Here is a 26,786-nt window from a genome sequence, read left to right as displayed (position 1 = left end):
CGATTACGTTGTTAGCAGGCGATTAGCAATGACACTGATTGAGCGGCAGCAAATACCGGGATTCGCCGTGCATATTGGTAATGCGGAACTTATGCGGCGGCACATCAAAATAGTTTTTAAACGTGCGGGTCAGCGTTTGCTGCGACTCAAAGCCGTAACGTTCAGCCAGGTACAAAATGGGCTCGTTACTTTCTTTTAATTTCTGGGCTATCTCGGTCATTTTGCGGCTGCGGATGTATTGACCTAATGAATGGCCGGTTTCTTTTTTAAACATCCGTTGCAGGTGCCATTTGGAGTAACCTGAACGCTCTGACACCTTTTCCAGTGAGAGCGGCGACTCCAGGTTATCTTCGATCCAGTCCAAAATGCTATGAATAGTGATAGCGTCAGTGTTGCGTCTGGACATCGTCATACCTCTTTCTGTTTACGGCAGGATTTTCTTGAGTAAATACTCAAGTGTTGCCACTTCATCCGCCGTTAAGTTTTTTGTGAGTTCCTGGTGTAGGTCTTGTCCTACTAATTGATGACATTGCTCGCAAATTGCCGCGCCGTGTTCGGTGAGTTTCACCAGCACGCCGCGTTTATCGTTGGGATTTGGCAGTCTTTCGATCCAGCCTTTACAGACCAGGCGGTCAAGCATGCGCGTTAATGCGCCAAGATCAACAGACAGCACTTTTTTAAGTTCAACCGGGGTAATACACACCGCGCAGCGGATGGAACACAGCACCTTAAACTGAGAGGCGGTGATATCCAGCGGTGACAGATAGTCGTTTAACAAACGATCTTTTTTCTGATTAACCATGTAGATCAAGCGGCCAAGTGGAATGATTTCATTGAAAAGGTCACTGGTGCTTTTCACGATGGTTGCCCCGGCAAGTAGTTAGTCACGGCAGATACTATTGCCCAGGCAAGTATAAGTCAAACGAATGAATTGACTGATGACACAATTTGCTAAAACGGTTCATTAGGCTGATGGTTTAGCTTTTAATAACTTAATGATAATTACAGATTATAGATGTGATGGGAAAATGAATGCTTACATCGCTGAAATAGCGGTCGGCGCGCATTTGAACTTATACTTGCCGCTATGAAGAGCGACTGGAGAAGAGAGTACCAATGATAGATTTGTTTAAAGCGATAGGGCTGGGTCTGGTAGTTCTGCTGCCGCTCGCCAACCCACTGACCACCGTGGCGCTGTTCCTCGGGCTTGCGGGCAACATGAACAGCGCGGAGCGTAATCGTCAGTCAATGATGGCGTCGATTTACGTGTTTGCGATCATGATGGTGGCGTATTACGCCGGTCAGTTAGTGATGAATACGTTTGGCATCTCGATTCCTGGGCTACGGATTGCCGGGGGATTAATTGTCGCGTTTATCGGTTTCAGAATGCTGTTCCCACAGCAGAAAGCGCACGAGTCGCCGGAAGCGACAAGCAAATCCGAAGAGCTGGAAGACGAACCGACGGCCAACATTGCGTTCGTTCCACTGGCGATGCCCAGTACGGCAGGGCCGGGGACCATTGCGATGATCATCAGTTCGGCCTCAACCGTGCGTGATGGTTCCGATTTCCCAGGTTGGGTGATTGCCGTGGCGCCGCCGCTGATCTTTGCCATTGTGGGGGTCATTCTGTGGGGGAGTCTGCGCAGTTCTGGAGCGATCATGCGCCTGGTCGGCAAAGGGGGAATTGAAGCGATTTCGCGCCTGATGGGCTTCCTGCTGGTCTGTATGGGCGTACAGTTTATCATTAACGGTATTCTGGAAATTATTAAAACATACCACTAAAGCCTGCGGCCCGGCGCTAACACGTCGGGCCTTTTCTGTCTTTTCACTGCGGTTGTGGCTGTTCTTCCAATGAGACAGGCCAGCGGCGAAAAATAATCACTGACCAGACTAACGCGATGACCGCCGGGATAACCCCGACGTAGCCGATGGCCGACATCGACCAGTGTAAACTCACCTGATTACCCACTAACGCCCCTGCACCAATCCCGATATTGAAAATGCCGGAGAACAACGACATCGCGACATCGGTGGCATCCGGCGCCAGCGCCAGCACTTTCACTTGCATTCCCAGGCCGATAACCATGATGGCAATCCCCCAGAAGATGCTCAACATCGCCAGGTGTGTTTCGCTGTCGGCGGCAGAGCGCAGAAGGAGAAGGCAAGCGACCAGCAGGACAATGGCAAGGGTGATGAGCGAGGAGGCATGACGATTGCCCAACTTACCAAAAATCACGCTGCCGACGATCCCGGCACCGCCGAGAATAAGCAACAGCAGCGTGGCAAAGTTGCCGCTCAACCCGGCCACGGTTTGCACAAACGGCTCGATATAGCTGTATGCCGTGTAATGGGCGGTCACCACGATCACGGTCAACAAATAAAGACTCATCAGCGCAGGGCGGCGAAACAGCACCGGCAGGCTTTTCAGCGAGCCAGAATGTTCACTGGGTAAGGTGGGCAGGAGCTTGAACAGACACACCAGCGTTGCCAGCGCGCCAACGCCGATAGCCAGGAAGGTGGTGCGCCAGCCAAAATATTGCCCAACAATGCGCCCAATAGGGATCCCGAGCACCATCGCCAGTGCGGTTCCGGTGGCTATCAGACTCAGTGCCTGCGCGCGTTTACCGGCAGGGGCCAGGCGAATGGCGAGCGAGGCGGTGATCGACCAAAAAATGGCGTGCGCAAAAGCAATGCCGATGCGGCTAATTAACAGAACGGTAAAATTCCACGCCAGAAATGAGAGCACATGGCTGGCAATAAACAGCACAAACAGACAGATAAGCAGCTTGCGTCGTTCCACCTGGCTTGTCAGCAGCATAAAGGGAAGCGACATCAGCGCCACAACCCAGGCGTAGATGGTCAGCATAATACCGACCTGTGCGGTCTGCATATCAAAGCTTTGAGCAATATCAGAGAGTAAGCCGACCGGGACAAACTCCGTGGTATTGAAGATGAAAGCGGCAATAGCAAGCGTAACGACCCGTAGCCACGCGACTTTACGGGAAACAATGCGAGTTGACATAAAAAGTAATGGGGCTTGTTGCGAAAAGGTGAGGTCAGGATCTTAAAACGTTTGCTGGCGTAAATACAATCACTTTGTGATTAAGGTCACATTTTTTAGTTACTAAAAAGTAACGCCACGGACGTCACGTTTGGTATACGCTTTTTTGGTGGTGACGTTGTCACAAAATGATTTGCACTCTGTGTTGTTGTCACTCCGCCCGGTGCCGAGCGGAGTCGTTATACGGCAATATTATGCCCGCGTTTGCGGTGGCAGCAGTTCTATAAAGGCTTCAAGTCGCCGGGTCATTGCGCCGCGTCGCCAGACCAGCCAGGTATTCAGCCAGCGCCACTCTTCTGTTAACGGCCAGGCGTCGACCTGATGATGTCCGGGCATACTTTCTAACATCGTGCGAGGAATCAACGCGATGCCCGCACCGGCGATAACGCAAGCCAGCATTCCATGATAGGACTCCATTTCATGAATCGTACCCGGTGTGGCGCGATCGTCATGGAACCAGCTTTCAAAATGGCGGCGGTAAGAGCAGTTCGCGCGAAAAGCGTAAATATTACAGCCGTTAACATCACTCGCGCGGCGCACGACGGGGTGACCGCACGGGGTGACAATCATCATCTCTTCACGGTAAACCGGCATCCCTTCAAGACCGGGATGGGTAATGGGGCCATCCACAAAGGCGGCATTCAGTTTCCCCTCAAGTACCCCCTCCAGCATGGTGCCGGAAGGCCCGGTGGATAAGGCAAACTGAATCTTAGGGTAACGTTGGTTATATTCGGCAAGCGTCGCGGGAATACGCACGGCGGCGGTACTTTCCAGCGCGCCAAGGGAGAACAGCCCTTGCGGTTCATCACCGGCCACCACCATCCGCGCTTCATCGACCAGCGCCAGGATCTGCTGGCTATAGCGCAAAAAGTTATGGCCTGCCGGAGAAAGTCTCAGACGCTGATTCTCGCGAATAAACAGATCCACCCCGAGGTCGGCCTCAAGCTGGCGAATGCGTGTCGTGAGGTTCGACGGAACACGATGCACTTTCGCGGCGGCCTGAGTAATGCTGCCCGTCTGTGCGACAGCATTGAACATTTCCAGTTGCGTCAGATCCATGGCTTTCTCTTTTTGTGAACGGAGTGGTTAATATTATTCAATTTTCAGAAAGAGTAAACGGGGTCATGATATCGCCATTCCCTGTGATGAAGAGAGCACGCTATGAACCCGACACCCGCGACACATGCAATTTCAGTGAACCCCGCAACGGGAGAACATTTGACGGCCATGCCCTGGAGCAGTGACCGCGAGATTGAGCAGGCCCTAAATCTGGCTGCCAACGCGTTTGCCGCATGGAAGCGCACGACGGTCGCGTACCGGGCGCAGAAATTGCGTAATGTCGGACAAGCCTTGCGGCTACGGGCTGAAGAAATGGCGCAATGTATCTCGCGGGAGATGGGAAAACCGATCAAGCAGGCGCGGGGTGAAGTGGCAAAATCCGCCAGCCTGTGCGACTGGTATGCAGAGCACGGCCCAGCCATGCTCAACCCTGAACCCACGCTGGTGGAAAATCAGCAAGCGGTGATTGAGTATCGCCCGCTGGGGACGATTCTGGCGGTGATGCCGTGGAACTTTCCGCTATGGCAGGTGCTGCGTGGGGCGATCCCCATTCTGTTGGCGGGTAATGGCTATCTCCTGAAGCATGCCCCGAATGTGACGGGCTGCGCCGGGCTGATTGCCGATATTTTTGCCGACGCGGGAATGCCTGACGGTGTATACGGCTGGCTCAACGCCAGTAATGCGGGCGTCAGTCAGATGATTAACGATCCGCGTATTGCGGCAGTTACGGTTACTGGCAGCGTTCGCGCTGGTGCGGCTATCGGCGCTCAGGCGGGGGCAGCGCTGAAAAAGTGCGTGCTGGAACTGGGCGGTTCGGATCCCTTTATTGTGCTGAATGATGCCGATTTGGATCTGGCGGTAAAAGCGGCTGTCGCCGGGCGTTATCAAAATACCGGACAAGTTTGTGCTGCGGCGAAACGTTTTATTGTCGAAGAAGGCATTGCCCGTGACTTTACCGAGCGCTTCGTCGCAGCGGCGGCGGCCCTGAAAATGGGCAACCCTTTGGACGAGGAAAACGATCTCGGGCCAATGGCGCGCTTTGATTTACGTGATGAACTGCATCAACAAGTGATGGCGTCGGTCGCACAAGGCGCGCGTTTATTACTGGGTGGAGAAAACATCGCAGGGGAAGGCAATTACTATCCGGCAACGGTTCTCGGTGATGTCACCCCTGAAATGACGGCATTTCGCCAGGAGCTGTTTGGTCCGGTGGCGGCAATCACGGTGGCGAAGAGTGCCGCGCATGCCTTACAGCTTGCCAATGACAGTGATTTCGGTCTCTCGGCGACAATTTTTACCGCCGACGAAACGCGCGCACAGGAGATGGCCAGCCAGCTGGAATGCGGCGGGGTGTTTATCAATGGCTACAGCGCCAGCGATGCGCGGGTGGCATTTGGCGGCGTGAAGAAAAGCGGTTTTGGCCGTGAGCTTTCCCATTTTGGTTTGCATGAGTTTTGTAACGTACAGACGGTCTGGAAAAACCGTATCTGATCTCTGAAGCGCCTCGTCAGGGGGCGCGATGGTCTCTGCCGACCTGACGTCGCCTATTCCGCTCTGTTATACTCGCAGACCTTTTCAGACCAGCGGCAAGGAGCATATGGTGGCCAGGGCCATGGACAATTCAGTATTAGAGACCATTCTGGCGCAGGTTCGCCCGTTAATTGGTCAGGGAAAAGTGGCTGACTATATTCCAGCATTAGCCTCCGTCGAGGGGTCAAAACTGGGTATCGCCATTTGTACCGTTGATGGGCAACACTATCAGGCCGGTGATTCGCAGGAACGTTTTTCCATTCAGTCTATTTCGAAGGTGCTGAGTCTGGCAGTGGCAATGCGTCACTACCAGGAAGATGAGATCTGGCAGCGTGTGGGAAAGGATCCTTCGGGTTCTCCCTTCAATTCGCTGGTGCAACTGGAAATGGAACAGGGAATTCCGCGCAATCCCTTTATCAACGCTGGTGCATTGGTTATCTGCGATATGTTACAAGGGCGGCTGAGCGCCCCTCGCCAGCGTATGCTGGAAGTGGTGCGCCTCCTGAGTGGCGTTCCCGATATTGTTTATGATTCCACCGTGGCCCGTTCGGAATTCGAGCATTCGGCGCGTAATGCGGCGATTGCCTGGCTGATGAAATCATTCGGTAATTTTCAGCATGATGTGACGACGGTTTTGCAGAATTATTTCCACTATTGCGCGCTGAAAATGAGTTGCGTTGAACTGGCGCGCACGTTTGTTTTTCTGGCGAACCAGGGACACGCGTTTCATCTTAACGACCCGGTGGTGACACCGATGCAGGCCAGACAAATCAACGCGTTGATGGCAACCAGCGGCATGTATCAGAACGCCGGGGAATTTGCCTGGCGAGTCGGGCTGCCCGCGAAATCGGGGGTTGGTGGCGGCATTGTTGCGATTGTGCCGCATGAAATGGCCATTGCTGTCTGGAGTCCTGAGCTGGATGCCGCCGGAAACTCGCTGGCAGGTATCGCAGTCCTTGAGCAACTGACCCAACAATTAGGACGCTCAGTCTACTGATGAACGTATCCGATTCACTGTTTACCCGGCTGTCTCGTTCCACATTTCGTTCCCGGTTTCATCTTGGCGCAAAGGAGAGACAGTATTGCTGGGATAAAGGCGCGCAGGTCATCGATCAACACGCAGCGGACTTTGTGGCAAAACGTCTGGCCCCGGCAATTCCCGCCAATGATGGTAAGCAAACGCCTATGCGCGGTCATCCTGTTTTTATTGCCCAGCATGCCACGGCAACCTGTTGTCGCGGTTGTCTGGAAAAATGGCACCAAATTCCTCAAGGGCAACCGCTCAGCGAGGAACAGCAAAAGTATGTGGTGGCGGTCATTCATCATTGGTTAGTTATTCAAATGAATCAGCGATAACAAAATATACAATTTTCAACGTGCTGGTAATCGCCATAAAATAACGCATGAAAACTTTGTGGTTTAAATAGTTACAATTCCTCTCTTTTGCAATATAACGTGATGCCCACCTTCGAGGGTGAGTCACTTTTGCAAATAAAGCGTGCTATGCTTAATTAGATTACACTCGCTATGTCGAAATAATTGCCATGTGCAATTATATGGATAGATATTTAATGCACGCACTCTTCACTTCTTCATTTCGCTTGTTTCGGGAAGATAATCCGTTACGTAATGCTTTCGTCCTTTTTATCATCACCACGCTATTTTATTTTATTGGCGCGCAATTGCGCCTCGTTGAGGCGTTGTCGCTGTTTTGGCCTCTCAATGGCGTGATGGCTGGGGTGTTTGCCCGTTATGTGTGGCTTAACCGTCTGCATTTCTATGCCGTATGCTATGTCGCCATGCTGGCTTATGATGCCATAACGACCGAATGGGGATGGGTGTCGCTAATCATTAATTTATCTAATATGGTATTTATTATTACCTTTGCTCAACTGATATTACGGGATAAACGACGGGGTATAAATACATATGAACCGATAAATGCCTTACGTTTGTTTAATTATTGTCTATTTGCTGCTTTGCTGTGCGCCTTATTCGGTGCGACAGGATCGATTGGTATTGAGCGTCAATCATTCTGGCCGTTATTTGCCGACTGGTTTAGCGAACAATTCTCCACTGGCGTATTGATTGTACCCTGTATGCTGACGCTCTCTTTGCCAGGGACATTGACACGGTTTAAAGCGGAACAACTGATGCCGGTTGGGGCGTTGATAGTCTCTGTTGCCGCTTCGGTGATCATTGGTGGCGCAGGGAGCCTGGCCTTTCCGCTGCCCGCGCTCATCTGGTGTGCGGTGCGTTATCCTACGCCGATCACCTGTTTGTTGACCTTTATGACCGGGGCCGTTGAGATAATCCTGGTTGCCAACTCCATTATCAATATCTCTGTGGCCTCACCGTTTTCGGCGCCGCACATGTTTTCAGCGCGCCTGGGTATCGCCACAATGGCGATCTGTCCGGTGATGGTTGCCGTCAGCGTTTCGGCAATCAATTCGCTGATAAAACAAGTCTCTTTACGGGCCGATTTCGACTATTTGACACGGGTATATTCCCGTTCCGGTTTATTTGAAGCACTTAAAAAACGAGAACCACAGAAACCGCAGCACGTGACGGTAATGTTGCTCGATATCGATTACTTCAAACAGATTAATGACAATTTTGGCCATGAGTGTGGCGATCAGGTGTTAAGCGCCTTTGCCCGACACGTGCAAAAAATTGTCGGTGACAAAGGACTTTTGGCCCGTATGGGCGGTGAGGAGTTTGCCGTCGTCGCGGCTTCTGCTGATAGCGATGAGGGAATACAACTGGCAGAAAAAATTCGTAAAGCGGTTGCGTTACAGCCTTTCAACTGGCAGCAGCAAACCCTTTATCTGACCGTAAGTATCGGTTTGGCTAACGGAAAAACGCAATCGCACTCCTTAGCTGATCTGTTTAATACCCTTATCGTTGACGCCGACGAATGTTTATATCGCTCGAAAAAAGAGGGGCGTAATCGAACCAGCGTCAGGTTCGACAACACACAAAATGTGCCCGGTAATGATGCGTGTCGATGAAACATAACGTAATCCTATGGTTGCGGCGCTTGTGTAAAAAAAATGTTAAGTGCATGGTGGTGCAGTCAATCAAGGAGACCCTATGGCTGCCACTCATTCCTGTTTTATCCTCGATGCTGAGCATATCCACGACAGAATCAATGAACTGAGCGATGTGCTTGAGGATTGCGTCAATCAAGGCGCGTCCGTCAGTTTTGTATTGCCTTTTGGTCGCGAAAAATCCCTCCCTTTCTGGACGAACGTCGCGCAGCACGTTGCGGGAGGAGAGCGCATTGTCCTGGCGGTTGAAGATGCCGCGGGGATGATTGTCGGTACGGTACAACTCCTGTTGGATCAACCTGAAAATCAACCGCACCGTGCCGACGTGGCCAAACTGTTGGTTCACTCGTCCGCGCGCCGGGGCGGTATCGCCAGGCATTTAATGGAGAGGCTGGAGAATTGCGCAAAACAACATCATAAATCGTTGCTGGTGCTGGACACCGCAACGGGAAGCAGCGCAGAGTTGTTCTACCAAAATTGCGGCTGGCAGAAAGCAGGGGAAATACCGGATTACGCGCAAATGCCAGACGGAAAGCTGACCAGCACCACGGTTTTCTACAAATACCTGTGATTTATGTTTGAGAGTTGATCAAAACAGGGTTTCATTGCATTAAAGGTTTGCTAACCTGTTCCACCAATTCAAGCAGGTTGTATGACTAATCCAAAAGGGAACTCATTGTGAAAACTCTAAACCGTCGCGATTTTCCTGGCGCCCATTATCCTGAGCGTATCATTCAGTTTGGCGAAGGGAACTTTCTGCGTGCTTTTGTTGACTGGCAGGTTGATCTGCTAAACGAGCACACCGATCTGAATGCCGGCGTGGTGATTGTCCGTCCCATCGAAAGCACATTCCCTCCGTCACTCAGTACGCAGGACGGTCTCTACACCACCATCATTCGCGGTTTGAACGAAAATGGCGACGCCGTCAGCGATGCCCGGCTGATTCGCTCGGTGAACCGTGAAATCAGCGTGTATGGCGAATATGATGAGTTCCTGAAACTGGCGCATAACCCTGACATCCGCTTTGTGTTCTCTAACACGACCGAAGCAGGGATCAGCTACCACGCAGGTGATAAATTCGAAGATGCACCTGCGGTTAGCTATCCGGCGAAACTGACCCGACTGCTGTTTGAACGCTATACGCACTTTGCCGGGGCGTCTGATAAAGGCTGGATAATCATTCCTTGCGAGCTGATTGATTATAATGGCGATGCATTACAAGAGCTGGTTCAACGCTACGCCAAAGAGTGGGCGCTTCCGGAGGCATTCTTGCTCTGGCTGGATCAGGCAAATGCCTTCTGCTCGACGCTGGTGGATCGCATCGTGACCGGTTACCCGCGTGATGAAGTGGCACAACTTGAAGAATCGCTGGGTTATCACGATGCGTTTCTCGACACCGCCGAACATTTCTACCTGTTTGTGATCCAGGGACCGAAGTCACTGGCGTCTGAATTACGCCTTGATAAATATCCGCTGAATGTGCTGATCGTTGATGACATCAAGCCTTACAAAGAGCGTAAAGTGGCCATTCTGAATGGCGCGCATACGGCTCTGGTTCCGGTGGCGTTCCAGGCGGGTCTGGATACCGTTGGCGAAGCGATGAACGACACTGAGATCTGCGCGTTTGTCGAAAAAGCCATTTATGAAGAAATCATCCCGGTACTCGATCTTCCGCGCGATGAGCTGATCTCTTTTGCGAGCGCGGTGACCGGGCGTTTCCGTAATCCGTACATCAAGCATCAGCTCCTTTCTATCGCCTTGAACGGCATGACGAAATTCCGCACCCGAATTTTACCTCAGTTACTGGCAGGGCAGCAGGCGAAGGGAACTTTACCCGCGCGTCTGACGTTTGCGCTGGCCGCACTGATTGCGTTTTATCGCGCAGAGCGCAATGGGGAGTCTTATCCGGTTCAGGACGATGCACACTGGATCGAGCGCTATCAGCACCTGTGGAGTCAGCATCGCGATGGCGTGATCAGTACGCATGATTTGGTTAATTCGGTGCTGGCGGTGGCAGAACACTGGGAACAAGACCTGACCCAGGTTTCCGGTCTGGTAGAGCAGGTCAGCGCCTGCCTGGATGCTATCCTGACGAAAGGGATGCGCGAAGCAGTGAAGCCACTGTGCTAATGACGCCTCGCTGAAGGGTTAACCCGGTTTCGGCCGGGTTTTTAATAAATCTTCTTTAGTTACAACATACAATGATGTTTTTTTAAAATAAGCCGATCTGCAACCCCGTGCTACTGGCGTCAATCAGTCAAAAAGAGGCGCAATATCTCTATTTGGAGATGCTTGCAACATTGACCGTGATCACGTTTAATGTTCGCGCTTTCCCATTTTCCGAAGATAATCATGATTGTTCGACCTCAACAGCACTGGCTACGCCAGATATTCGTCTGGCACGGCTCCGTTTTATCCAAAATCTTCTCCCGGTTGCTCCTGAATTTCATATTGTCTATCGCGGTTATCATTATGCTGCCGTGGTATACGATGCTGGGTATCAAATTTACCCTGGCGCCTTTCAGTATTCTCGGCGTCGCCATCGCCATATTTTTGGGTTTTCGCAACAATGCTTGCTATGCGCGCTACGTTGAGGCCCGACATTTGTGGGGGCAGTTGATGATTGCTTCCCGCTCATTACTGCGTGAAGTAAAAACCACGCTGCCAGACGATCGCGAATTAGGGCAGTTTGTCCGTTTGCAGATCGCTTTTGCACACTGTTTACGCATGACGTTACGTCGACAACCGCAGGCAGAATCGCTGGCAAAATACCTCAGTACCGGGGATCTGCAGCGCGTCTTTTCTTCCCATTCACCGGCAAACCGTATTTTACTGTTGATGGGGGAGTGGCTGGCGGTTCGTCGGCGGGAAGGACAACTGTCTGATATATTATTTCACAGTTTAAACAACAGGTTAAATGATATGTCGGCGGTACTGGCAGGCTGTGAACGCATCGCGAATACCCCCATTCCTTTTGCATACACCTTGATTTTGCATCGCACGGTGTACCTGTTTTGTATTATGTTGCCCTTCGCGCTGGTGATGGATTTACACTATATGACGCCGTTTATTTCAGTGCTTATTTCCTATACGTTTATTTCGCTCGATACGCTGGCAGAAGAACTGGAAGATCCGTTTGGTACGGAAAATAACGATCTGCCACTGGACGCCATTTGCAATGCCATCGAAATTGATTTGTTGCAGATGAACGATGAGACAACCATTCCGGTTAAACAGATCCCTGACAGGCATTACCAGTTGACGTAAATACCGCATCGACAACATCGTCAAAACAACCGGTTAAGAGAGCAACAGTGGGCGCATCATCTATTGCGCCTATCGAGCTTCCGCAACGGGGGCAAAAGGCTCTGCTGGAGAATTCAGAAGAGCGCCACATCGCCGGTTTACCGCCTTTCCCCGTCCATTGGACATCCTGAACATCAAATTCTACCCAGCCGACGCTGTGCGCTCCTGTGTGCTTTTGACACAGAGTGCATGAGCAGGTGTGAGGATTTCTGGGCGAATGGGCACTAATACGGATAAAGCCGCAGAGGCAACCGCCGGTGTACACTTTCGTCATCGCCCATCTCCTGAAATTCGCGTCTCAGCACACTACCAGATGATCTGTTGAGCAACCAGTCTTCAATGGTAAAAAGGCGAGGAGAGTTCAAACATACTGATTGTTAACAATATTTAACGGCACCTGGCGGACGTTCGGGATTGATGGTTGCCCGTTGTTCATTTATTGTGATTCCGTTCAATTAGACATGATGTCTGAGAGGGCGTCATACCTATCCACTTTTTATTGATCATTGAGCAGAAACCATGACATCAGCAAATTTCTATCCAATTGGCACTCCCGGACAGCCCTGGGGAGAATCTGAGCGCGAGCAATGGCGTAAGAACCAGTTACCGTCACGGTCCTATGACGATGTGTTAAGTCAAATCCGCGCGCTTGGCAACGACTATAAGATTGTTAAATACGGTGAAATAACCTGTGCCAGTGATACCTATGCCCTGATGGCGCTGCGCAGCGTTGATTGGGATGAATCGTTACCGGCGGCGCTCGTTACCGGTGGCGTGCATGGCTATGAAACCAGCGGCGTGCTGGGTGCGCTGCGGTTTTTAAAGGAGCATGGGCAAGAATACAAAGGCAAAATGAATTTGTTGGTAGCTCCTTGTGTCAGTCCGTGGGCATTTGAACGGGTATCACGCTGGAACTATCATCTCATCGATCCGAACAGAAGTTTCTACCCCGAAGGAAAAGCAGAAGAGGCTCAGGCGCTTATGTCGCTGATTGCGCCGCTGCGGGAACAATTTCGGGTGCATATCGATCTCCATGAGACAACGGATAGCGATGAAAGTGAATTCCGTCCGGCACTCGCGGCCAGGGACGGCAAGCAATTTATTCCGGACATTGTCCCGGATGGATTTTACCTGGTCAGTGACGAAGAAAATTCTCAACTGGATTTCCAGCGGGCGATCATTGCCGCTGTTGAAAAAGTGACCCACATAGCACCTTCCGATGCCGAAGGGAAAATGCTGGGATTTCGGGTCGCGAGTCCTGGTGTCGTTGAATATCCAAATAGTCACTACCATCTTTGCGCAACCGCCACCAGTGCGCGTTGTACCACGACCACTGAAGTGTATCCGGACAGCGAAAAAACAAATCCGGAACAATGCATCATTGCCCAGGTCGAGGCGGTGAGAGCGGCGCTGAATTTTGCGCTGAAGGGGTAAACGTCAGCAGATAACTAAAACGAATCGAGCAGCCTGAAAGGGCTGCTCTAAATACAAAAAAATCGCCAGTTTTTATATCATCCTGAATGTCTTAATCATCAAAAAAAATGAAAAGGGATTTTCATTCAATTTGATAGTAAAATCGACAACCATCGTATCCACGCCTGGCGTTGATAGCGAGATTACGACAGGCTGAAAGGGAATGCCTTTCATGTGAAAATATTCAGTTCAGGACGAATGTCATGAGAAATTACGTGGTTTTATTCGTTGCAGCAGTTTCTTTCCCTTTGGCGGTTCACGGGAATATCAATACAATAAAACCCACGGCATTTGTTGCGTTGAAGAAAGGCAGTGAACAGTATACGGGCGTATGTAAAGCCTCGTTCAACCATTGTGGGGAAGACACAAAGGTCTGGAAAGCAAAAGGCCAGGAGGATATTTTTTACTTAATAGAGCCCACGCTTGAGATGATTAAATTCCGCAAAAAAAATGGCGATTACATCAGGGAAGGACAATGGAAGATCGCCAATAAAAATAACGATGAAAATGCGGTGAATGAAGATCTGACAAAAGATAACGTGTATATTTATCCGGCTTTATATCCCTTAAGCAAAACAAAACAGGCCATTGCTGTCGTGACGAAATGGCAGGCATTGTATTCTGGGGGTAGCCGTGAAGAAGAGTATGCTGATTTTATTATGCTTAATGATGATGGCTCATCTCAGGTGGCATTTAAAGAGATCCTTTTTTCATCAAAGGCGATGATCAGAGCGTGTTTTACAGCAGAAGAGTATGCAAAAACCTCACACTGTCATGACGAAGACTGGTCGCTTCTGAACCTGAAGTTTATTGATGAAGGTAAAGAGTATTATTCATGGAAGTTTATTACCAAATCATACACCTGGCCCGCATTTGTTGAAAAAGCCCCAACTCAGGCAAAAATAACGGAACGTGTCGCCTATCCGTTCCAATAGCGCCATCATGGCGGGAAGATGTTTTTTATCCCGTGTATAGAAAATTTTTCCACGAGAGTCGGTAATCAGATCCCCCAATGCCGAGGATTAAAAACAGGGGTTCACAGGAATGCGGTTTCACTGCTTCCTGTTTTTTTGACTTCACTTCCATAAAATTTAATTCCTAACCCATGCTCCGGGTCAAGGGAAGTGGAAAGCATGAAGCCGAATTGACTCTTCTCTTCAGGGAAAAGGTATATTTTTACCAGCGTAAGATCGTTCACAAGCACGCCATATACGCGATCACAATATTGTTTGGCCTCGGCATTTACCTTCTGACAGAAATCATTTTGTCTCTTGACGAGAAAATCGATGTCGTCTTTCATTTTTTGATCCACAACCTCAGCCTCAAGATTTATGCACTGAACTGGATCAGGACCAAATACCTGTAGAATTACATCAACAGCAATGCCTTCGTCGTCTTCATAAAACTGCAGCTCATCTAAATTCATGAATGTTCCCTTTCTATAAGACTTGTTACGTACCCGGTGTCGCACCGGTGTTGATGGAGCAGGGAAGAGACTTGTCACTGTCTGAAACCTCACCGTAGAAAATGTCAACGCTTCTGTTCGTTCAGGCAGATTTTCGATACAGATAGAATATCAATTGTCATTATTATTAGTAATGGGGCTAAAATGTTTTTTCCTATGAAAACCCTTCATAAATTCTCTTCGAGGGAATGCCTGAATAAGGAAATAGCTAATGCTCAAAGAAAACTTCAATGAACTGCACATTTTTCTGGTCGTGGCAAGAGAGCGAAGTTTTACCAGAGCGGCCAGTAAGCTTGGCGTTTCGCAGTCAGCGTTGAGCCATGCGATGAAAGCGCTGGAAGAGCGTTTAAATATCCGTCTGTTAACGCGAACCACCCGAAGCGTTGCGCCAACGGAAGCCGGAGAGCGAATTATTGCCTGTCTGGAGCCTCGAATCGCCGAGCTTGAACAAGCGCTGGAGGCGTTGGTTCAACTGAACGGTGCCCCCGCAGGCAATATCCGCTTATCAGCAGGTGAGCATGCTGCACGGAGTCTGGTATGGCCAAAGCTGAAATCCTTCCTCAGGGAATACCCGGAAATCAATGTCGAACTGGTGGTTGATAATGGTTTTGTCGATATTGTCGAAGGGCGCTTTGATGCCGGAGTACGCCTTGGCGAAAACGTTGATAAAGATATGGTCGCAGTGAAAATTGGGCCGGATATGAGGATGGCCGTGGTCGGCGCGCCAGCTTATTTTGCCGCAAACCCTGCGCCTGAAACACCACACGAACTGCAACATCACCGGTGTATCAATATGCGCTTGCCCACTGCCGGCGGTCTTTATCATTGGGAATTCGAAAGGGAAGGGAAGTCGCTACGCGTCAGGGTTGAAGGGCAACTGACGTTTAATTTGTTGTCAGAACGCATTGATGCCGCGTTATCCGGGTTTGGCATTGCCTGTGTACCTGAAGATATGATTCAGGATTATGTCAAATCAGGAGAACTTATTCAGATTCTGCAGGCGTGGTGTCCGTCTTTCCCCGGATACTACCTTTATTATCCCAGCCGTAAACAACATCCGCCAGCTTTCGCACTGATGATCGAAGCGCTTCGCTACACGGAATGACTGGTCTGCAGCGCACCGCAGACCAGTATGTGATTAACGATCTACACGCGCCTGATGTTCTGGAGAGTAACGATGGCCGACGATTTTCACCGTTTCAAGCGCCTGGGTTATCCGCTGCAAATCATCCTGAGAAAGATGAATATCGGCGGCTCCCAGGTTTTCCTCCAGTCGATGCAGTTTGGTGGTACCCGGGATGGGAACAATCCACGGTTTTTGTGCCAGCAACCAGGCGAGAGCAATTTGTGCAGACGTCACCCCTTTTTCAGCCGCCACTTTGCCCAGTAACACAATCAGTTTTTCATTGGCTTCAAGTGCTTGTGCGGCAAAGCGCGGCACCTGGCTTCGGTAATCATCCTGACCAAACGTGGTGCCTGCCTTGATAGATCCGGTCAGGAAACCTTTGCCTAATGGACTGAAGGGGACGAAACCAATGCCTAACTCTTCCAGCAGCGGCAGAATTTCCTGTTCAGGTTCGCGCCACCACATTGAATATTCGCTTTGCACCGCCGTAACCGGTTGGACGGCATGCGCCCGGCGAATCGTCTTCGCGCCCGCTTCGGAAAGACCGAAATGTTTGACCTTGCCTTCAGCAATCAGATCTTTCACTGTTCCTGCAACATCTTCGATGGGGACATTTGGATCGACGCGGTGCTGATACAGCAGATCAATAACGTCCGTTTTGAGGCGGCGCAATGATCCTTCTACGGCTTCACGAATGTGCTCCGGACGGCTGTTTAAAATCTGCTGCTTGTTGTCATCACCGAAGGTAAAACCAAATTTGGTGGCGATGACCACGCGGTCGCGAAACGGTTTTAAGGCTTCGCCGACCACTTCTTCATTCAGATATGGGCCATACACTTCGGCGGTGTCGAAGAAAGTGACGCCACGATCAACCGCGGCACGAATGAGTTCGATAGCCTGACGGGTGTCTGTCGCTGGGCCATAACCGTGGCTGAGTCCCATGCAACCGAGACCCAGAGCCGACACATTGAGTCCAGATTTACCCAAATAACGTTTCTGCATTTAATACGTACCTCTTTTGCGTGGCTTAAACGTCGAGTTTTCGGCCTGTTAACCATTCCACCATCGCCGGATCGCGATGAGAGAAGAACGCGCTGGTTGCGGTATCAAGGGACGCAATCTGCAGCATATCTTCCGGGCTAAGTTCAAAATCGAGAATATTGATGTTCTCTTCCATGCGTTCTTTTCGCACCGATTTCGCCAGTGAAACGATGCCACGCTGGAGAATCCACCGCAGGACAACCTGACCCACACTTTTGCCGTACTTCTGACCGATCGCCGCTAAGGTGGGGTGCTGGAAGAGACCATTTTTACCTTCAGCAAAAGGGGCCCAGGCTTCCGGCTGAATGCCGCGGCTTTGCATCCACGGAACAGCATGCAGCTGCTGATTGAAAGGGTTTACTTCAATCTGATTGACGGCGGGGACGATGTTGTTGAAAGCGATAAGGTCGGCAAGTCTGTCCGGATGGAAGTTACTTACGCCAATCGCGCGAATTTTCCCTGCCTGATGCAGTTCTTCCATTGCACGCCAGGCACCGTGGACGTCGCCGTAGGGCTGATGAATCAGATACAGATCAACATAGTCCAGCTGTAGTCGGTTCAACGAACGTTCGAACTGTGCTTTAGCACCCTGGTAATGGGTATCCTGCAGCCATAGTTTCGTGGTGATAAAAAGTTCGCTGCGTGAAATGCCGCTGCGTTTCAGCGCGTTCCCGACCTGAGTTTCGTTCTGGTAGGAGGCCGCGGTATCAATTAGCCGATAACCCGTTTCGATAGCATCGATAACCGATCTTTCGCACTCGGCGGCATCCGTCATCTGAAACACCCCAAAACCCAGCAAGGGCATTTCAATACCATTGTTCAGTTTTACCGTTTGCATAACGTTATCCTTCCGTTGTTATCGGGGAAAAGCATAACGCAGAGTGATTTATTTGATTAGATGGGGTAATAAACTAGGGTTTATTAGTAGGGTTCATTAATTTGCCCGTATATGGCAAGTTTTTTTGCCAGATGCGAAGGTTGCGTTGAGAGTTAACAACTACAGTCTGGAACCTTCGGTTCATTCCTGGGTTTCTGAATCTGTTGAATCATCAGCCTGCTTGCACATGCCATCCTGACGAAGTGCCATGCACAGCAGGCATCAAGGTTAACGTCAAAACCTTAGGGGCTCCCGAAAGAGAAGGGCAATGTGCAGGGGAATACAAGCAAGGGGAATTAAGCCCCCCAGGAATACATTTCAGAGGGAGGCATAAAATGTATTACTTAATGAGCTTTGAAATAAACGGGATGTTTCTGTATTTGTGATCCCACGGCAAACCATACCCAATCAGTAAATCATCATTGGTCATTTCGTAGGCATAGTATTGCTCGAAGGGGATTTCAACTCTTCCTGGTTTTACAAACAGAGTAACAATAGACAGGGATTTTGGTTTAAATTCGTTCGAAAGGAACTGAACAAGCCTTTTCATCGTGCCACCGGATTCTATTGCATCATCAATAATTAGAACGTTTCTCCCCGTTATACCAATGTTATCGTGGAAAATGATCTCTGATTCATTGCTTGTTGCGCCAGGGGTATGTGGGCACGAAATGTAATCCATGCTGACATTAAAATTCAACTGTCTGACCAGATCGGCTGTGAACAAAATACCACCGGGGACTACGGTGATCACAACGGCGTCGTCGAACGTATCATTAAGGCGTTTGGCTACCTTCTGCACACCTTCTTTGATTTGCGATTCACTCAAGACCAACTCACCAATAGGACGTTTATTCATGCTTTCCTCTTTACAATGCCTTTGGGCTGGGTATTGACCATATCTCATTGATTGCACATTTTACATTTTAGAAGAGTAGGTCACTTCTGCTTTTCGCTCATCTTACAACTACACATTGAACGTCAAGAACTTTTCAACTGATGACAGTGCAAACGTCATCCGACATGCGGTTCCGCAGCCAGATCCCGCGAACCACGCGGGCTAGAGCCTCTTGGTGGCATCCAACGCCTCTGGGTGACATATAAAAGTGCGTACGCGCTTTACTGAATCTTCCGATAAAATCTATCGTCATCGAACAAACCAAACTCGCTCTGATGAGATTCGGCAGCTGTCATTTCGTGACAGAACCCCCGGTGCGACGTAGCCACAAGAACAAGAAGGCGATAGGCATGACCCCAATGGTTCGTATTGCGGCCCTGACCAACTACCTGGAGGAGGCCCGCCACCTTGGCCTGAATCTCCTGCAGCCGCTCACCCGGATGGGTCTGAGCCTACCCATGCTGGAGCACTCTGAACAGCATGTCCCCAGCACTCGGGTGGTAAGCCTGTTGGAAAATCCCCTGGGCGAGATGTCTGGTAAGCAGAGTCTTTGAAATATAAGGCTTTCAATAACACCCAGGTCTACCTCATTTAAAATTTGCAACCATGCCGCTGGTTCATCAACCAGTACGGCATGTCGCTGGCTGCCTGGCGACGGGAGCATACGAGGGCGGGAATCAGAGTGAGGTTTCGCTGGGGCGGGCTTTTTTAGGCCGGGGAGAATGTCAATTACCAATCGCCAAAATTGCAGAGCTGCGAGACAGAATGCTTGTGATGGGCATGCAGTTATTGTGACTCCAGAGCAATGGAATGCAATCCGGACAGGGTAAATGCGATTTTGCGGGATTTCAAATGCGATTAGCTACATTCAGGCAGGAGAAAAACCATGCAAGAGAAAAACGACACTTTGCACTTCAAGAAGCATCTGCCTGAATTGACCCTCGCCATGGCGACAGCTCTGTTCTCGGTGTCTGCACTGGCATTCGACTTCAATATTGACAACCCGGATCTGAACGTCCACTGGAACAACACCGTAAGGCTCAATTTGGGTTATCGAATAGGCGAGCAAGATAGGGCGATCACGCACACCCCCAACAGCAACGATGGAGATCTCAACTTCGGCAAGGGGGCTATGGTTACCGAGCGCCTTAATCTATTAAGTGAACTCCAGTTGGATTACCAAAAGAAGATGGGGTTTCGCGTCAGCGGTTCGGCCTGGTACGACCCGGCCTACAGCAATCTGGAGAGTAATAATAATACTCCGAACACTTTGGTGGACGGTAAGCCGACTGCCGGCGCACTCAGCCCGTACACTAAACGCTTTGCGGAAGGCCCATCTGGCCAGTTGCTGGAAGCTTACGCCTATCATACTTTCGAGTTTGGGCAGCAGAAACTCAATCTCAGTATCGGTAAAAGCCTGCAGTCATGGGGGAATAGCTTGTTTGCTCCGCTGCATGGAATCAACTACGGCCAGTTTCCGATTGATCTCGGAATGATGTTTGGTTCACCACTCAGCGAGCGTACTGAAATACTTCTCCCACGTAACCAGGTGACTGCTGATTACATGGTCTCCTCCACCTGGTCGTTCGGCGCAGAATATTTCCTTGACTGGCAGCACGCACGCTTTCCTGAGTCCGGTTCGTACATGGGCATGTATGACCTTGCGTTAGACGGCGGTGAAACAGTATATCTGCCTAACGGTAAACTCGCTACGCATGGCGATGATGTGACACCAAATAAGGTCGGCGACTTTGGTTTGTATGTGAAGTGGAGCCCTGGTTGGCTCGGAGGTACGATGGGGCTGTTCTTCCGCCGCACCGCAGACCAGTTACCGGATACGGTAGTGTTCAACCCGAAAACCAATCAATACGCCATTACCTATGCGGGCGATATCGACATCTACGGTTTTAGCCTGTCCAAAGACATTGCCGGAGTGAAAACCGGTCTGGATTTGAGCTACCGCCGAAACATGCCTCTGAATAGCCAGCAAGTCCTCACGGTGTTGCCAGTTAAAGCAGGCACGCCTGGTTTCATCGGCGCGATGCCACAGGATGGTCAAACCGGTGGGGCGATTGGCAACACCTTTCATGCCGTGTTGAACGGGGTGAATGGAATCGGAAAAACGCCTTTCTTCGATAGCGCGACGGTAGTGGCCGAACTGGCCTGGGACCACGTACTATCGGTGACCGAGGGATATGCGCAATATCGTGGTAATCCTGCGTACACCGGCATCGATAAGTCTACGCGTGATTTCTTTAGTTTGAACCTGAACTTTATGCCAACCTGGGACCAGGTGTACCCTGGGATTGACCTGTCAATGCCATTGACATATGCCGTCGGCCTCAAAGGCGAATCTGCCGTCCCACTAGGGGGCAATGCGCACACGGGCAATTATTCTATTGGTCTTAGCGCGATGGTGCAGTCCAGGTATCAGATTGAATTGAAATACACCGATTTCTTCGGCCCATTCGTGACGACACCGAGCGGGACGATCTCCTCGTATGCTGGCCTGACGAGCTTACTTAGTGATCGTGAGACCCTGTGGCTAACCTCCAGGATCAAGTTCTAAACGACAGACTTGACTCAAGCAGTTGTGCCATTTCCAGAGTGCGCCCAGACGCTTATCGTCCACAATAACGCCTTGATCTATTTCTGAAAGACGGACATAGGTGGAGTAGGGAAGTGATACTCCATGAAATTTGATTTCCTTACGGTCATCTGGGTAATGTCATATATCCAGATATTTACCGATTGCTCGGCGGCAAAGTTCACTGTCTTCAATCAAATAAATTTATCGTATTGAAGTGTAAGTGATTTATTCACTTTTCGCGGTTCTTGCCATGTAAAAATACTGTTCAGATCATCGCCATCTTCAAGCTGACGATGAACATAGCCTCGTGTGGCCTCAAAGTAGGTGAATGTTGATTCGGAGTGCACGAAACGTAAATGCATTAATTGCTCGTGGCGTCATCCACATATACCAGCAAAGTGCATCGCCGGGCGCGGGATTCAAACGATAACGTTTAAGAAGACGACTTAGATGCCGAGGTGTGACATTCAGGATTTCTGCCGCCTGGCCAGGGCGAAGATTACGACTGATGACATCCTGTATGATTTTGATGCGTGTATTGTCATTCATGGTACGGGACCTTTATGTCTGTAGTCGAATGGACATTCCTGGTAAATGAGCCAGAAATAGACTTTACTATTGAGCCACCACAACGTTAGTGCGCATAATGTATATTATGTTAAATTGAATTGGACTGTACAAACGCCGCTAAACAAGGCGTATTACGCCCTTGCTGCAAGACTCTAACTTCTCGCCTGCTTCTCAGTCCTGATTATTTCAACTACAAACTGCGCATTAAGGCGATTGACCTCAGCCTGCCTTGCAACCCGCTGGCCGCTTCTGATTGTGTGCGAGCATTAAAAAACCCGGATACGCAAACCGGCACCCCCGTCAATCCGATATTCACCAATGCCCGGACGCCCTGACAGCCACTTCACGGCTGACATGTTACCATCTGACAGACGCTGGGTTGCGGCCATCACTTTACCCATTGCCGAACGGTTTTTCTTAAGCCACTTTTCAAGTGGGCTTTCACCGTCTTCCTTTTTATAGTGTTTAACTTTCACGTTAAAACCTCCCTTACCTGTTAATAATGGTAACGTATGTGTTACCATGCTGCAAGCGGACAAAAAGAGACCGGCCAGTGCCGGGCACAATGTGACAAGGGTTTGGTGTCCCTCCGGGAACCTAATCCCGGTGTTTCCCCTCACTCATTGGCTTAAGTGAATGGTGTTAGCCAGTATTCGCGGGATTTTTAGCTTTTCTATTACTGACCCTACGTTGCCGATGGCACCGCTTTCTTGTACTCTCACCGCAATTCTAAATTGTCGGGACCTTCCTGTGACTGCTCACTTTTCTAAAGACCCTTTACATGGCGTAACGCTTGAAATGCAAGTGAATGCACTGGTTGCGCGTTATGGCTGGGTTAAGCTGGGTCAACTGATCAACATCAACTGTTTTAAGAATGATCCCAGTGTCAAATCGAGTTTAAAATTTTTACGGCGTACGCCGTGGGCCCGCGCGGAAGTTGAAGCGCTGTACCTTGATTCTCTGAATGATGCAGTGCCTGAAGAAAAGGATGAACCCGCGTTTAATCCGTGGACCGAGGGGCGCAGTAAGAAAGAGTAATCCCCTGCTCTGCCAGTCAGCCTGTAGGCCGCACGCTGCGTATTGACTTAAGTTCGAATAATACGAGAATGACCTTCTCACGTGATTACCGGAAACTGGCATACATGGATATCTGTTCTCGTCGCCTCCAGCTCATGGCTAAAAAGTCATTCTCATTTATCGCAATGGCTCTTTTACTTTCCAGTTGTTCCTCAGAACCACCGGTTTCGCTTGTCACTCCGTCAAAACCGGTCGCGCCAGTTCCATCTCAACAGAGCCAGCAACCCATGCGCGGTATCTGGTTGGCGACGGTTTCTCGCCTTGACTGGCCACCGGTGTCATCCGTCAATGTGAGTGATACAGCCAGTCGAATTCGCCAGCAACAAAAAGCGCTAACTGACAAACTGGATCAGCTGAAAAGCATTGGTATCAACACGGTATTTTTTCAGGTTAAGCCCGACGGTACGGCACTCTGGCCTTCGGAGATTTTACCCTGGTCAGATCTTATGACTGGCACCATCGGCGAAAATCCGGGTTACGACCCGCTGCAATTTATGCTTGATGAAGCGCACAAACGCGGCATGAAAGTACATGCCTGGTTTAATCCTTATCGCGTATCCACCAACACAAAGCCCTCGACCGTTGCAGAACTGAACCGCACGGCGTCGCAACATCCTTCCAGCGTTTTTGTACAGCATCGCGACTGGATTCGAACCGCTGGCGATCGTTTTGTTCTCGACCCGGGTATTCCGGAGGTACGCGAGTGGATCACCCGTATTGTTGCTGAAGTCGTCTCGCGCTATCCGGTCGATGGCGTGCAATTTGATGACTACTTCTATGCGGAATCCCCGGGTTCCACCCTCAATGATAACGACACCTTCCGAAAATACGGCGGCGCGTTCGCGTCGAAAGCGGACTGGCGTCGGCACAATACGCAACAGTTGATAGAACAGGTTTCACGCACCATTAATACGCTTAAACCCGAGGTCGAATTTGGCGTGAGTCCGGCGGGCGTATGGCGCAATCTCTCACATGATCCCGCCGGTTCCGACACGCGAGGCGCTGCGGCCTACGATGAATCTTATGCCGACACACGTCGCTGGGTGCAACAAGGATTACTGGACTACATTGCCCCGCAAATTTACTGGCCTTTTTCGCGCAGCGCGGCCCGTTATGATGTGCTGGCAAAATGGTGGGCCGATGTCGTAAAACCGACCAACACGCGGCTCTATATCGGTATTGCCTTCTATAAAGTTGGCGAACCGTCGAAAAATGAACCGGACTGGATGATCAATGGCGGCGTGCCGGAGCTTAAAAAGCAGCTTGATTTGAATGAATCCGTGCCACAAATTAGCGGCACGATCCTGTTCAGAGAAGACTATCTCAATCAGCCGCAAACGCAGCAGGCGGTCAACTATCTGAGAAGTCGCTGGGGCAGTTAACGAACCTTCCCTTCCCTGCATCACGCCTGGCAACGTGCAGTTATGAGATTGCGCGTTGCTGGGCTGGGCTAGATGTCGCTTTCCTGACGTGCATAGAGATACGCCGTTGCTCTGGAGATACCGAGATGTTGAGCGATGGTCTCCATCGATTTTTTCACCTCCAAAAGTCCGTCTTTGCGTAATTCCTGAATAACGGCTTTGCGGTCGGCAACACTGAGCGCTCGCGCCGTGGTCGCACGTTTGGCGGCGTAACTGTCGATACGCTGACGGATCGCCTCAGATCCTGTCGGTTCTATATGTTCCTGTACGGAGGTATTTTCGATCTCGGTGAAGCGCGCTAACGCACTTTGCATCCCCCTGAACAGCGTCATGTCCACGTTCAGGCACAGGGCCGCGACGTAGTTGCCGTCATTATCTTTGATGCCAATAGAGGTGCTTTTCACCGGACGGCCATCGGCAAATTGATTACCGTAGTTCGCCACAATGTTGGGGAAATCTGGCGAGGCAATGCGCGCAAGCCCCAGTTCGGTGGCGGGCTGCCCTGCTTTCCTGCCGGATAAGTTGTTATGAATCGCGAGAATCGCATGGTCGGGATTTTTAAGATCGTGCACAACAACTTCGCAGAATGGCGAAAAGGTTTCACTGAGCCCTTTAGCAATGATATCAAGTTGACCTAACAGTGAATTTTCTTCGGGTTTAGACATTTTCTCTCCTGCGAACGACACAATATTCCCGGTGCAGTCTAAAGAAAAAGGATATCTGCTGCCAGATATCCCTGCGTAGTTTAGCCCGCCAGAAACTCGCTAAACCGGCTGATATCGACGTTGCCGCCGCTGATAATGATGCCAACCCGTTTCCCGCGTAACTGTTCTTTATTGGCCCGTGCCGCGGCAAACCCTAAGCAGCCGGTCGGTTCAACCACCATTTTCATCCGCTCGGCGAAAAAGGCCATTGAGTCAATAAGTTCCTGATCGGAAACCGTCAGAATATCATCAACATGTTTCATAATTAGCGAAAACGTATACTGCCCAAGATGCTGGGTTTGCGCGCCATCGGCAATGGTTTTGGGGGTATCAATGTGGACGATGCTGCCAGTGCGAAACGATTGCTGCCCGTCATTGCCCGCTTCTGGCTCGACACCGTAAATTTTGCACTTTGGCGACAAATGCCGTGCGGCCAGCGCTGAACCGGAAAGCAATCCGCCACCGCCCAGACAAACATAAAGCGCATCGAGCGGCCCGACCTCTTCGATCAACTCTTTGGCGGCTGTACCTTGCCCGGCAATCACGTGCGGGTGATCGTAAGGCGGGATGAGCGTCAGCCCGTGTTTTGTCGCCAGATCCCGACCAATCTGCTCGCGGTCTTCGGTATAACGATTGTAAACCACCACATTACCGCCATACCCTTTCGTCGCCGCCACTTTTGCCGCTGGCGCATCATGCGGCATGATAATCGTCGCGGGGATGTTTAAAAGCTTTGCCGCCAGTGCAATGGCCTGGGCGTGATTGCCTGAGGAAAACGTCACGACGCCAGCTTCGCGCTGCTGTGGCGTAAACTGGCTGAGGGCGTTCATCGCCCCACGAAACTTAAATGCGCCCATGCGTTGGTAGTTTTCACACTTAAAAAAAACGTCCGCCGCAAACGCGTCATTCACCGTACGCGAGGTCAGTACCGGCGTGCGGTTGGCATAGCCTTCGATGCGCTGTGCCGCAGCAACCACATCGTTATACTCAGGGAATTGCAGTGAAGTCATATCATTAACTCCGAATAGTTCAGGAAGACGAACGAGCAAGGGCAACGGCTTCAACTTCTACGGCAAATCCATAATGAAGCGCATCAACACCCGCCACTACGCGAGCCGGTTTAAATTCGCCCAGCCATTGTGCATAAATCTGATTGAACAAGGGCCATTGCGAGACATCGGTGACATAGATTCTGACCGACACCAGCGAGGCGCGGTCCGTTCCCGCCGCCGCAAGGCAGGCATCGAGGTTCGCAAGCACCTGATGTACCTGCTCTTCAAACGAGGCGTCGGGATTGATCTCACCCGTAGCGGTGACGGGTAATTGCCCTGAGACAAACACAAACCCCCCGGCGGTGCAGGTGTGCGAGTAGTGGCCTGCGGGGCTCACGCCGGAGGTCATGTTTCTGAGGATAATGTCGGAAGACATACGTACTCTCCGTGTTGGTTATAATACAAAACGTCTAATTTAATACTTTATGTATATATAGCGCGATTTTTTCTGATCGACAACCCATATCTGCACGTTGGGATCACATT

The 26,786-nt window shown here is 50.5% G+C and carries 28 protein-coding genes and 1 pseudogene; 15 read left to right on the top strand and 14 right to left on the bottom strand.

Features of this window, described 5'->3' with window-relative positions; translation table 11 throughout:
• Nucleotides 1-22 precede the first annotated feature (22 nt).
• Both marA and marR read right to left on the bottom strand, forming a co-directional pair.
• Nucleotides 23-406 carry an MDR efflux pump AcrAB transcriptional activator MarA gene (gene marA / locus CJP72_RS14735; protein WP_162382109.1) on the bottom strand — a complete coding sequence of 128 codons (384 nt, stop codon included), beginning with the start codon at nucleotides 404-406 and terminating at the stop codon, nucleotides 23-25.
• Between the two features lie 18 nt (nucleotides 407-424).
• Nucleotides 425-859, bottom strand: coding sequence for a multiple antibiotic resistance transcriptional regulator MarR (gene marR, locus CJP72_RS14730; RefSeq protein ID WP_162382108.1), 435 nt, complete (start codon nucleotides 857-859; stop codon nucleotides 425-427).
• A gap of 257 nt (nucleotides 860-1,116) precedes the next feature.
• Here marR and CJP72_RS14725 point away from each other — a divergent pair, with 257 nt between their 5' ends.
• On the top strand, nucleotides 1,117-1,782 hold the full coding sequence (locus CJP72_RS14725) for a MarC family NAAT transporter (protein ID WP_162382107.1): 666 nt from the start codon (nucleotides 1,117-1,119) through the stop codon (nucleotides 1,780-1,782).
• 43 nt (nucleotides 1,783-1,825) lie between these two features.
• Here CJP72_RS14725 and CJP72_RS14720 read toward each other — a convergent pair whose 3' ends face one another.
• Nucleotides 1,826-3,022 (bottom strand): sugar transporter, encoded by a 1,197-nt coding sequence (locus tag CJP72_RS14720; RefSeq protein WP_162382106.1) that lies wholly within the window; start codon nucleotides 3,020-3,022, stop codon nucleotides 1,826-1,828.
• A 231-nt stretch (nucleotides 3,023-3,253) separates the two neighbouring features.
• A complete protein-coding gene (gene ptrR / locus CJP72_RS14715) occupies nucleotides 3,254-4,120 on the bottom strand; it encodes a putrescine utilization regulator PtrR (RefSeq protein ID WP_162382105.1) in 867 nt (288 codons plus the stop codon).
• Between the two features lie 102 nt (nucleotides 4,121-4,222).
• Between ptrR and sad the strand changes: the two genes are divergently transcribed.
• From sad to CJP72_RS14680, 7 genes are all read left to right on the top strand, one after another.
• A complete protein-coding gene (gene sad / locus CJP72_RS14710) occupies nucleotides 4,223-5,611 on the top strand; it encodes a succinate-semialdehyde dehydrogenase (protein WP_162382104.1) in 1,389 nt (462 codons plus the stop codon).
• 109 nt (nucleotides 5,612-5,720) lie between these two features.
• Complete coding sequence (gene glsB / locus CJP72_RS14705) at nucleotides 5,721-6,647, top strand: glutaminase B (RefSeq protein ID WP_162382149.1); 927 nt, start codon at nucleotides 5,721-5,723, stop codon at nucleotides 6,645-6,647.
• Entirely contained in the window at nucleotides 6,647-7,006 is a 360-nt protein-coding gene (locus CJP72_RS14700; RefSeq protein ID WP_162382103.1) for a DUF4186 domain-containing protein, read from the top strand. Before glsB ends, CJP72_RS14700 begins: the two co-directional genes overlap by 1 nt.
• Before the next feature lie 215 nt (nucleotides 7,007-7,221).
• Nucleotides 7,222-8,661: a GGDEF domain-containing protein gene (locus CJP72_RS14695; protein ID WP_238340084.1), complete on the top strand. Its 1,440-nt coding sequence runs from the start codon at nucleotides 7,222-7,224 to the stop codon at nucleotides 8,659-8,661.
• Between the two features lie 82 nt (nucleotides 8,662-8,743).
• Nucleotides 8,744-9,271, top strand: coding sequence for a GNAT family N-acetyltransferase (locus CJP72_RS14690; RefSeq protein ID WP_162382101.1), 528 nt, complete (start codon nucleotides 8,744-8,746; stop codon nucleotides 9,269-9,271).
• Between the two features lie 107 nt (nucleotides 9,272-9,378).
• Nucleotides 9,379-10,830 (top strand): tagaturonate reductase, encoded by a 1,452-nt coding sequence (locus tag CJP72_RS14685; RefSeq protein WP_162382100.1) that lies wholly within the window; start codon nucleotides 9,379-9,381, stop codon nucleotides 10,828-10,830.
• A 222-nt stretch (nucleotides 10,831-11,052) separates the two neighbouring features.
• Nucleotides 11,053-11,967 (top strand): bestrophin family protein, encoded by a 915-nt coding sequence (locus tag CJP72_RS14680; RefSeq protein ID WP_162382099.1) that lies wholly within the window; start codon nucleotides 11,053-11,055, stop codon nucleotides 11,965-11,967.
• Here CJP72_RS14680 and CJP72_RS14675 read toward each other — a convergent pair.
• Nucleotides 11,930-12,280 (bottom strand): GFA family protein, encoded by a 351-nt coding sequence (locus CJP72_RS14675; RefSeq protein ID WP_162382098.1) that lies wholly within the window; start codon nucleotides 12,278-12,280, stop codon nucleotides 11,930-11,932. The two genes, CJP72_RS14680 and CJP72_RS14675, sit on opposite strands and share 38 nt — an antisense overlap.
• A gap of 245 nt (nucleotides 12,281-12,525) precedes the next feature.
• Between CJP72_RS14675 and CJP72_RS14670 the strand changes: the two genes are divergently transcribed.
• On the top strand, nucleotides 12,526-13,440 hold the full coding sequence (locus tag CJP72_RS14670; protein WP_162382097.1) for a M14 family metallopeptidase: 915 nt from the start codon (nucleotides 12,526-12,528) through the stop codon (nucleotides 13,438-13,440).
• Nucleotides 13,441-13,682: 242 nt separating this feature from the next.
• A complete protein-coding gene (locus CJP72_RS14665; protein ID WP_162382096.1) occupies nucleotides 13,683-14,414 on the top strand; it encodes a hypothetical protein in 732 nt (243 codons plus the stop codon).
• A 101-nt stretch (nucleotides 14,415-14,515) separates the two neighbouring features.
• Here CJP72_RS14665 and CJP72_RS14660 read toward each other — a convergent pair whose 3' ends face one another.
• On the bottom strand, nucleotides 14,516-14,905 hold the full coding sequence (locus tag CJP72_RS14660; RefSeq protein ID WP_162382095.1) for a hypothetical protein: 390 nt from the start codon (nucleotides 14,903-14,905) through the stop codon (nucleotides 14,516-14,518).
• Between the two features lie 250 nt (nucleotides 14,906-15,155).
• Here CJP72_RS14660 and CJP72_RS14655 point away from each other — a divergent pair, with 250 nt between their 5' ends.
• Nucleotides 15,156-16,049 (top strand): LysR family transcriptional regulator, encoded by an 894-nt coding sequence (locus tag CJP72_RS14655; protein WP_162382094.1) that lies wholly within the window; start codon nucleotides 15,156-15,158, stop codon nucleotides 16,047-16,049.
• A gap of 33 nt (nucleotides 16,050-16,082) precedes the next feature.
• Here the strand turns inward: CJP72_RS14655 and CJP72_RS14650 are convergent, their stop codons facing one another.
• From CJP72_RS14650 to CJP72_RS14640, 3 genes are all read right to left on the bottom strand, one after another.
• On the bottom strand, nucleotides 16,083-17,072 hold the full coding sequence (locus tag CJP72_RS14650; protein WP_162382093.1) for an aldo/keto reductase: 990 nt from the start codon (nucleotides 17,070-17,072) through the stop codon (nucleotides 16,083-16,085).
• A gap of 25 nt (nucleotides 17,073-17,097) precedes the next feature.
• Complete coding sequence (locus CJP72_RS14645; RefSeq protein ID WP_162382092.1) at nucleotides 17,098-17,949, bottom strand: aldo/keto reductase; 852 nt, start codon at nucleotides 17,947-17,949, stop codon at nucleotides 17,098-17,100.
• A 379-nt stretch (nucleotides 17,950-18,328) separates the two neighbouring features.
• A complete protein-coding gene (locus CJP72_RS14640) occupies nucleotides 18,329-18,847 on the bottom strand; it encodes a phosphoribosyltransferase (protein ID WP_193568735.1) in 519 nt (172 codons plus the stop codon).
• A 389-nt stretch (nucleotides 18,848-19,236) separates the two neighbouring features.
• On the opposite strand from CJP72_RS14640, the gene CJP72_RS14635 reads away from it, so the two are divergent.
• Both CJP72_RS14635 and CJP72_RS14630 read left to right on the top strand, forming a co-directional pair.
• The gene (locus CJP72_RS14635; protein WP_193568734.1) at nucleotides 19,237-19,440 is read left to right on the top strand and encodes a hypothetical protein; all 204 of its coding nucleotides are present in this window, start codon (nucleotides 19,237-19,239) and stop codon (nucleotides 19,438-19,440) included.
• A 332-nt stretch (nucleotides 19,441-19,772) separates the two neighbouring features.
• Nucleotides 19,773-21,455 (top strand): DUF1302 domain-containing protein, encoded by a 1,683-nt coding sequence (locus CJP72_RS14630; RefSeq protein ID WP_162382091.1) that lies wholly within the window; start codon nucleotides 19,773-19,775, stop codon nucleotides 21,453-21,455.
• A 10-nt stretch (nucleotides 21,456-21,465) separates the two neighbouring features.
• Here CJP72_RS14630 and CJP72_RS25565 read toward each other — a convergent pair.
• Nucleotides 21,466-21,900, bottom strand: a pseudogene (locus tag CJP72_RS25565) (ISNCY family transposase); the annotation flags it as partial.
• Between the two features lie 412 nt (nucleotides 21,901-22,312).
• Nucleotides 22,313-22,522 (bottom strand): hypothetical protein, encoded by a 210-nt coding sequence (locus CJP72_RS14620; RefSeq protein WP_162382089.1) that lies wholly within the window; start codon nucleotides 22,520-22,522, stop codon nucleotides 22,313-22,315.
• 274 nt (nucleotides 22,523-22,796) lie between these two features.
• Here CJP72_RS14620 and CJP72_RS14615 point away from each other — a divergent pair, with 274 nt between their 5' ends.
• Together CJP72_RS14615 and CJP72_RS14610 are read left to right on the top strand one after the other, a co-directional pair.
• Nucleotides 22,797-23,084, top strand: a complete 288-nt coding sequence (locus tag CJP72_RS14615) for a VF530 family DNA-binding protein (protein ID WP_162382088.1) — start codon at nucleotides 22,797-22,799, stop codon at nucleotides 23,082-23,084.
• A gap of 104 nt (nucleotides 23,085-23,188) precedes the next feature.
• The gene (locus CJP72_RS14610; protein ID WP_162382087.1) at nucleotides 23,189-24,505 is read left to right on the top strand and encodes a glycoside hydrolase family 10 protein; all 1,317 of its coding nucleotides are present in this window, start codon (nucleotides 23,189-23,191) and stop codon (nucleotides 24,503-24,505) included.
• A gap of 68 nt (nucleotides 24,506-24,573) precedes the next feature.
• Here the strand turns inward: CJP72_RS14610 and CJP72_RS14605 are convergent, their stop codons facing one another.
• The 3 genes from CJP72_RS14605 to CJP72_RS14595 form a co-directional block, all read right to left on the bottom strand.
• Nucleotides 24,574-25,209, bottom strand: coding sequence for a helix-turn-helix transcriptional regulator (locus CJP72_RS14605; protein ID WP_162382086.1), 636 nt, complete (start codon nucleotides 25,207-25,209; stop codon nucleotides 24,574-24,576).
• Nucleotides 25,210-25,289: 80 nt separating this feature from the next.
• Entirely contained in the window at nucleotides 25,290-26,258 is a 969-nt protein-coding gene (locus CJP72_RS14600) for a threo-3-hydroxy-L-aspartate ammonia-lyase (RefSeq protein WP_162382085.1), read from the bottom strand.
• A gap of 19 nt (nucleotides 26,259-26,277) precedes the next feature.
• The gene (locus tag CJP72_RS14595; protein WP_162382084.1) at nucleotides 26,278-26,676 is read right to left on the bottom strand and encodes a RidA family protein; all 399 of its coding nucleotides are present in this window, start codon (nucleotides 26,674-26,676) and stop codon (nucleotides 26,278-26,280) included.
• Between the last annotated feature and the right edge of the window lie 110 nt (nucleotides 26,677-26,786).

The sequence above is a fragment of the Citrobacter sp. NCU1 genome, assembly GCF_010231475.1.
In the GTDB taxonomy this organism is placed as follows: Bacteria; Pseudomonadota; Gammaproteobacteria; order Enterobacterales; family Enterobacteriaceae; genus Citrobacter_D.
Note: the sequence above shows the minus strand (reverse complement) of the source record. Positions and strands in the feature narration are given on the sequence as shown.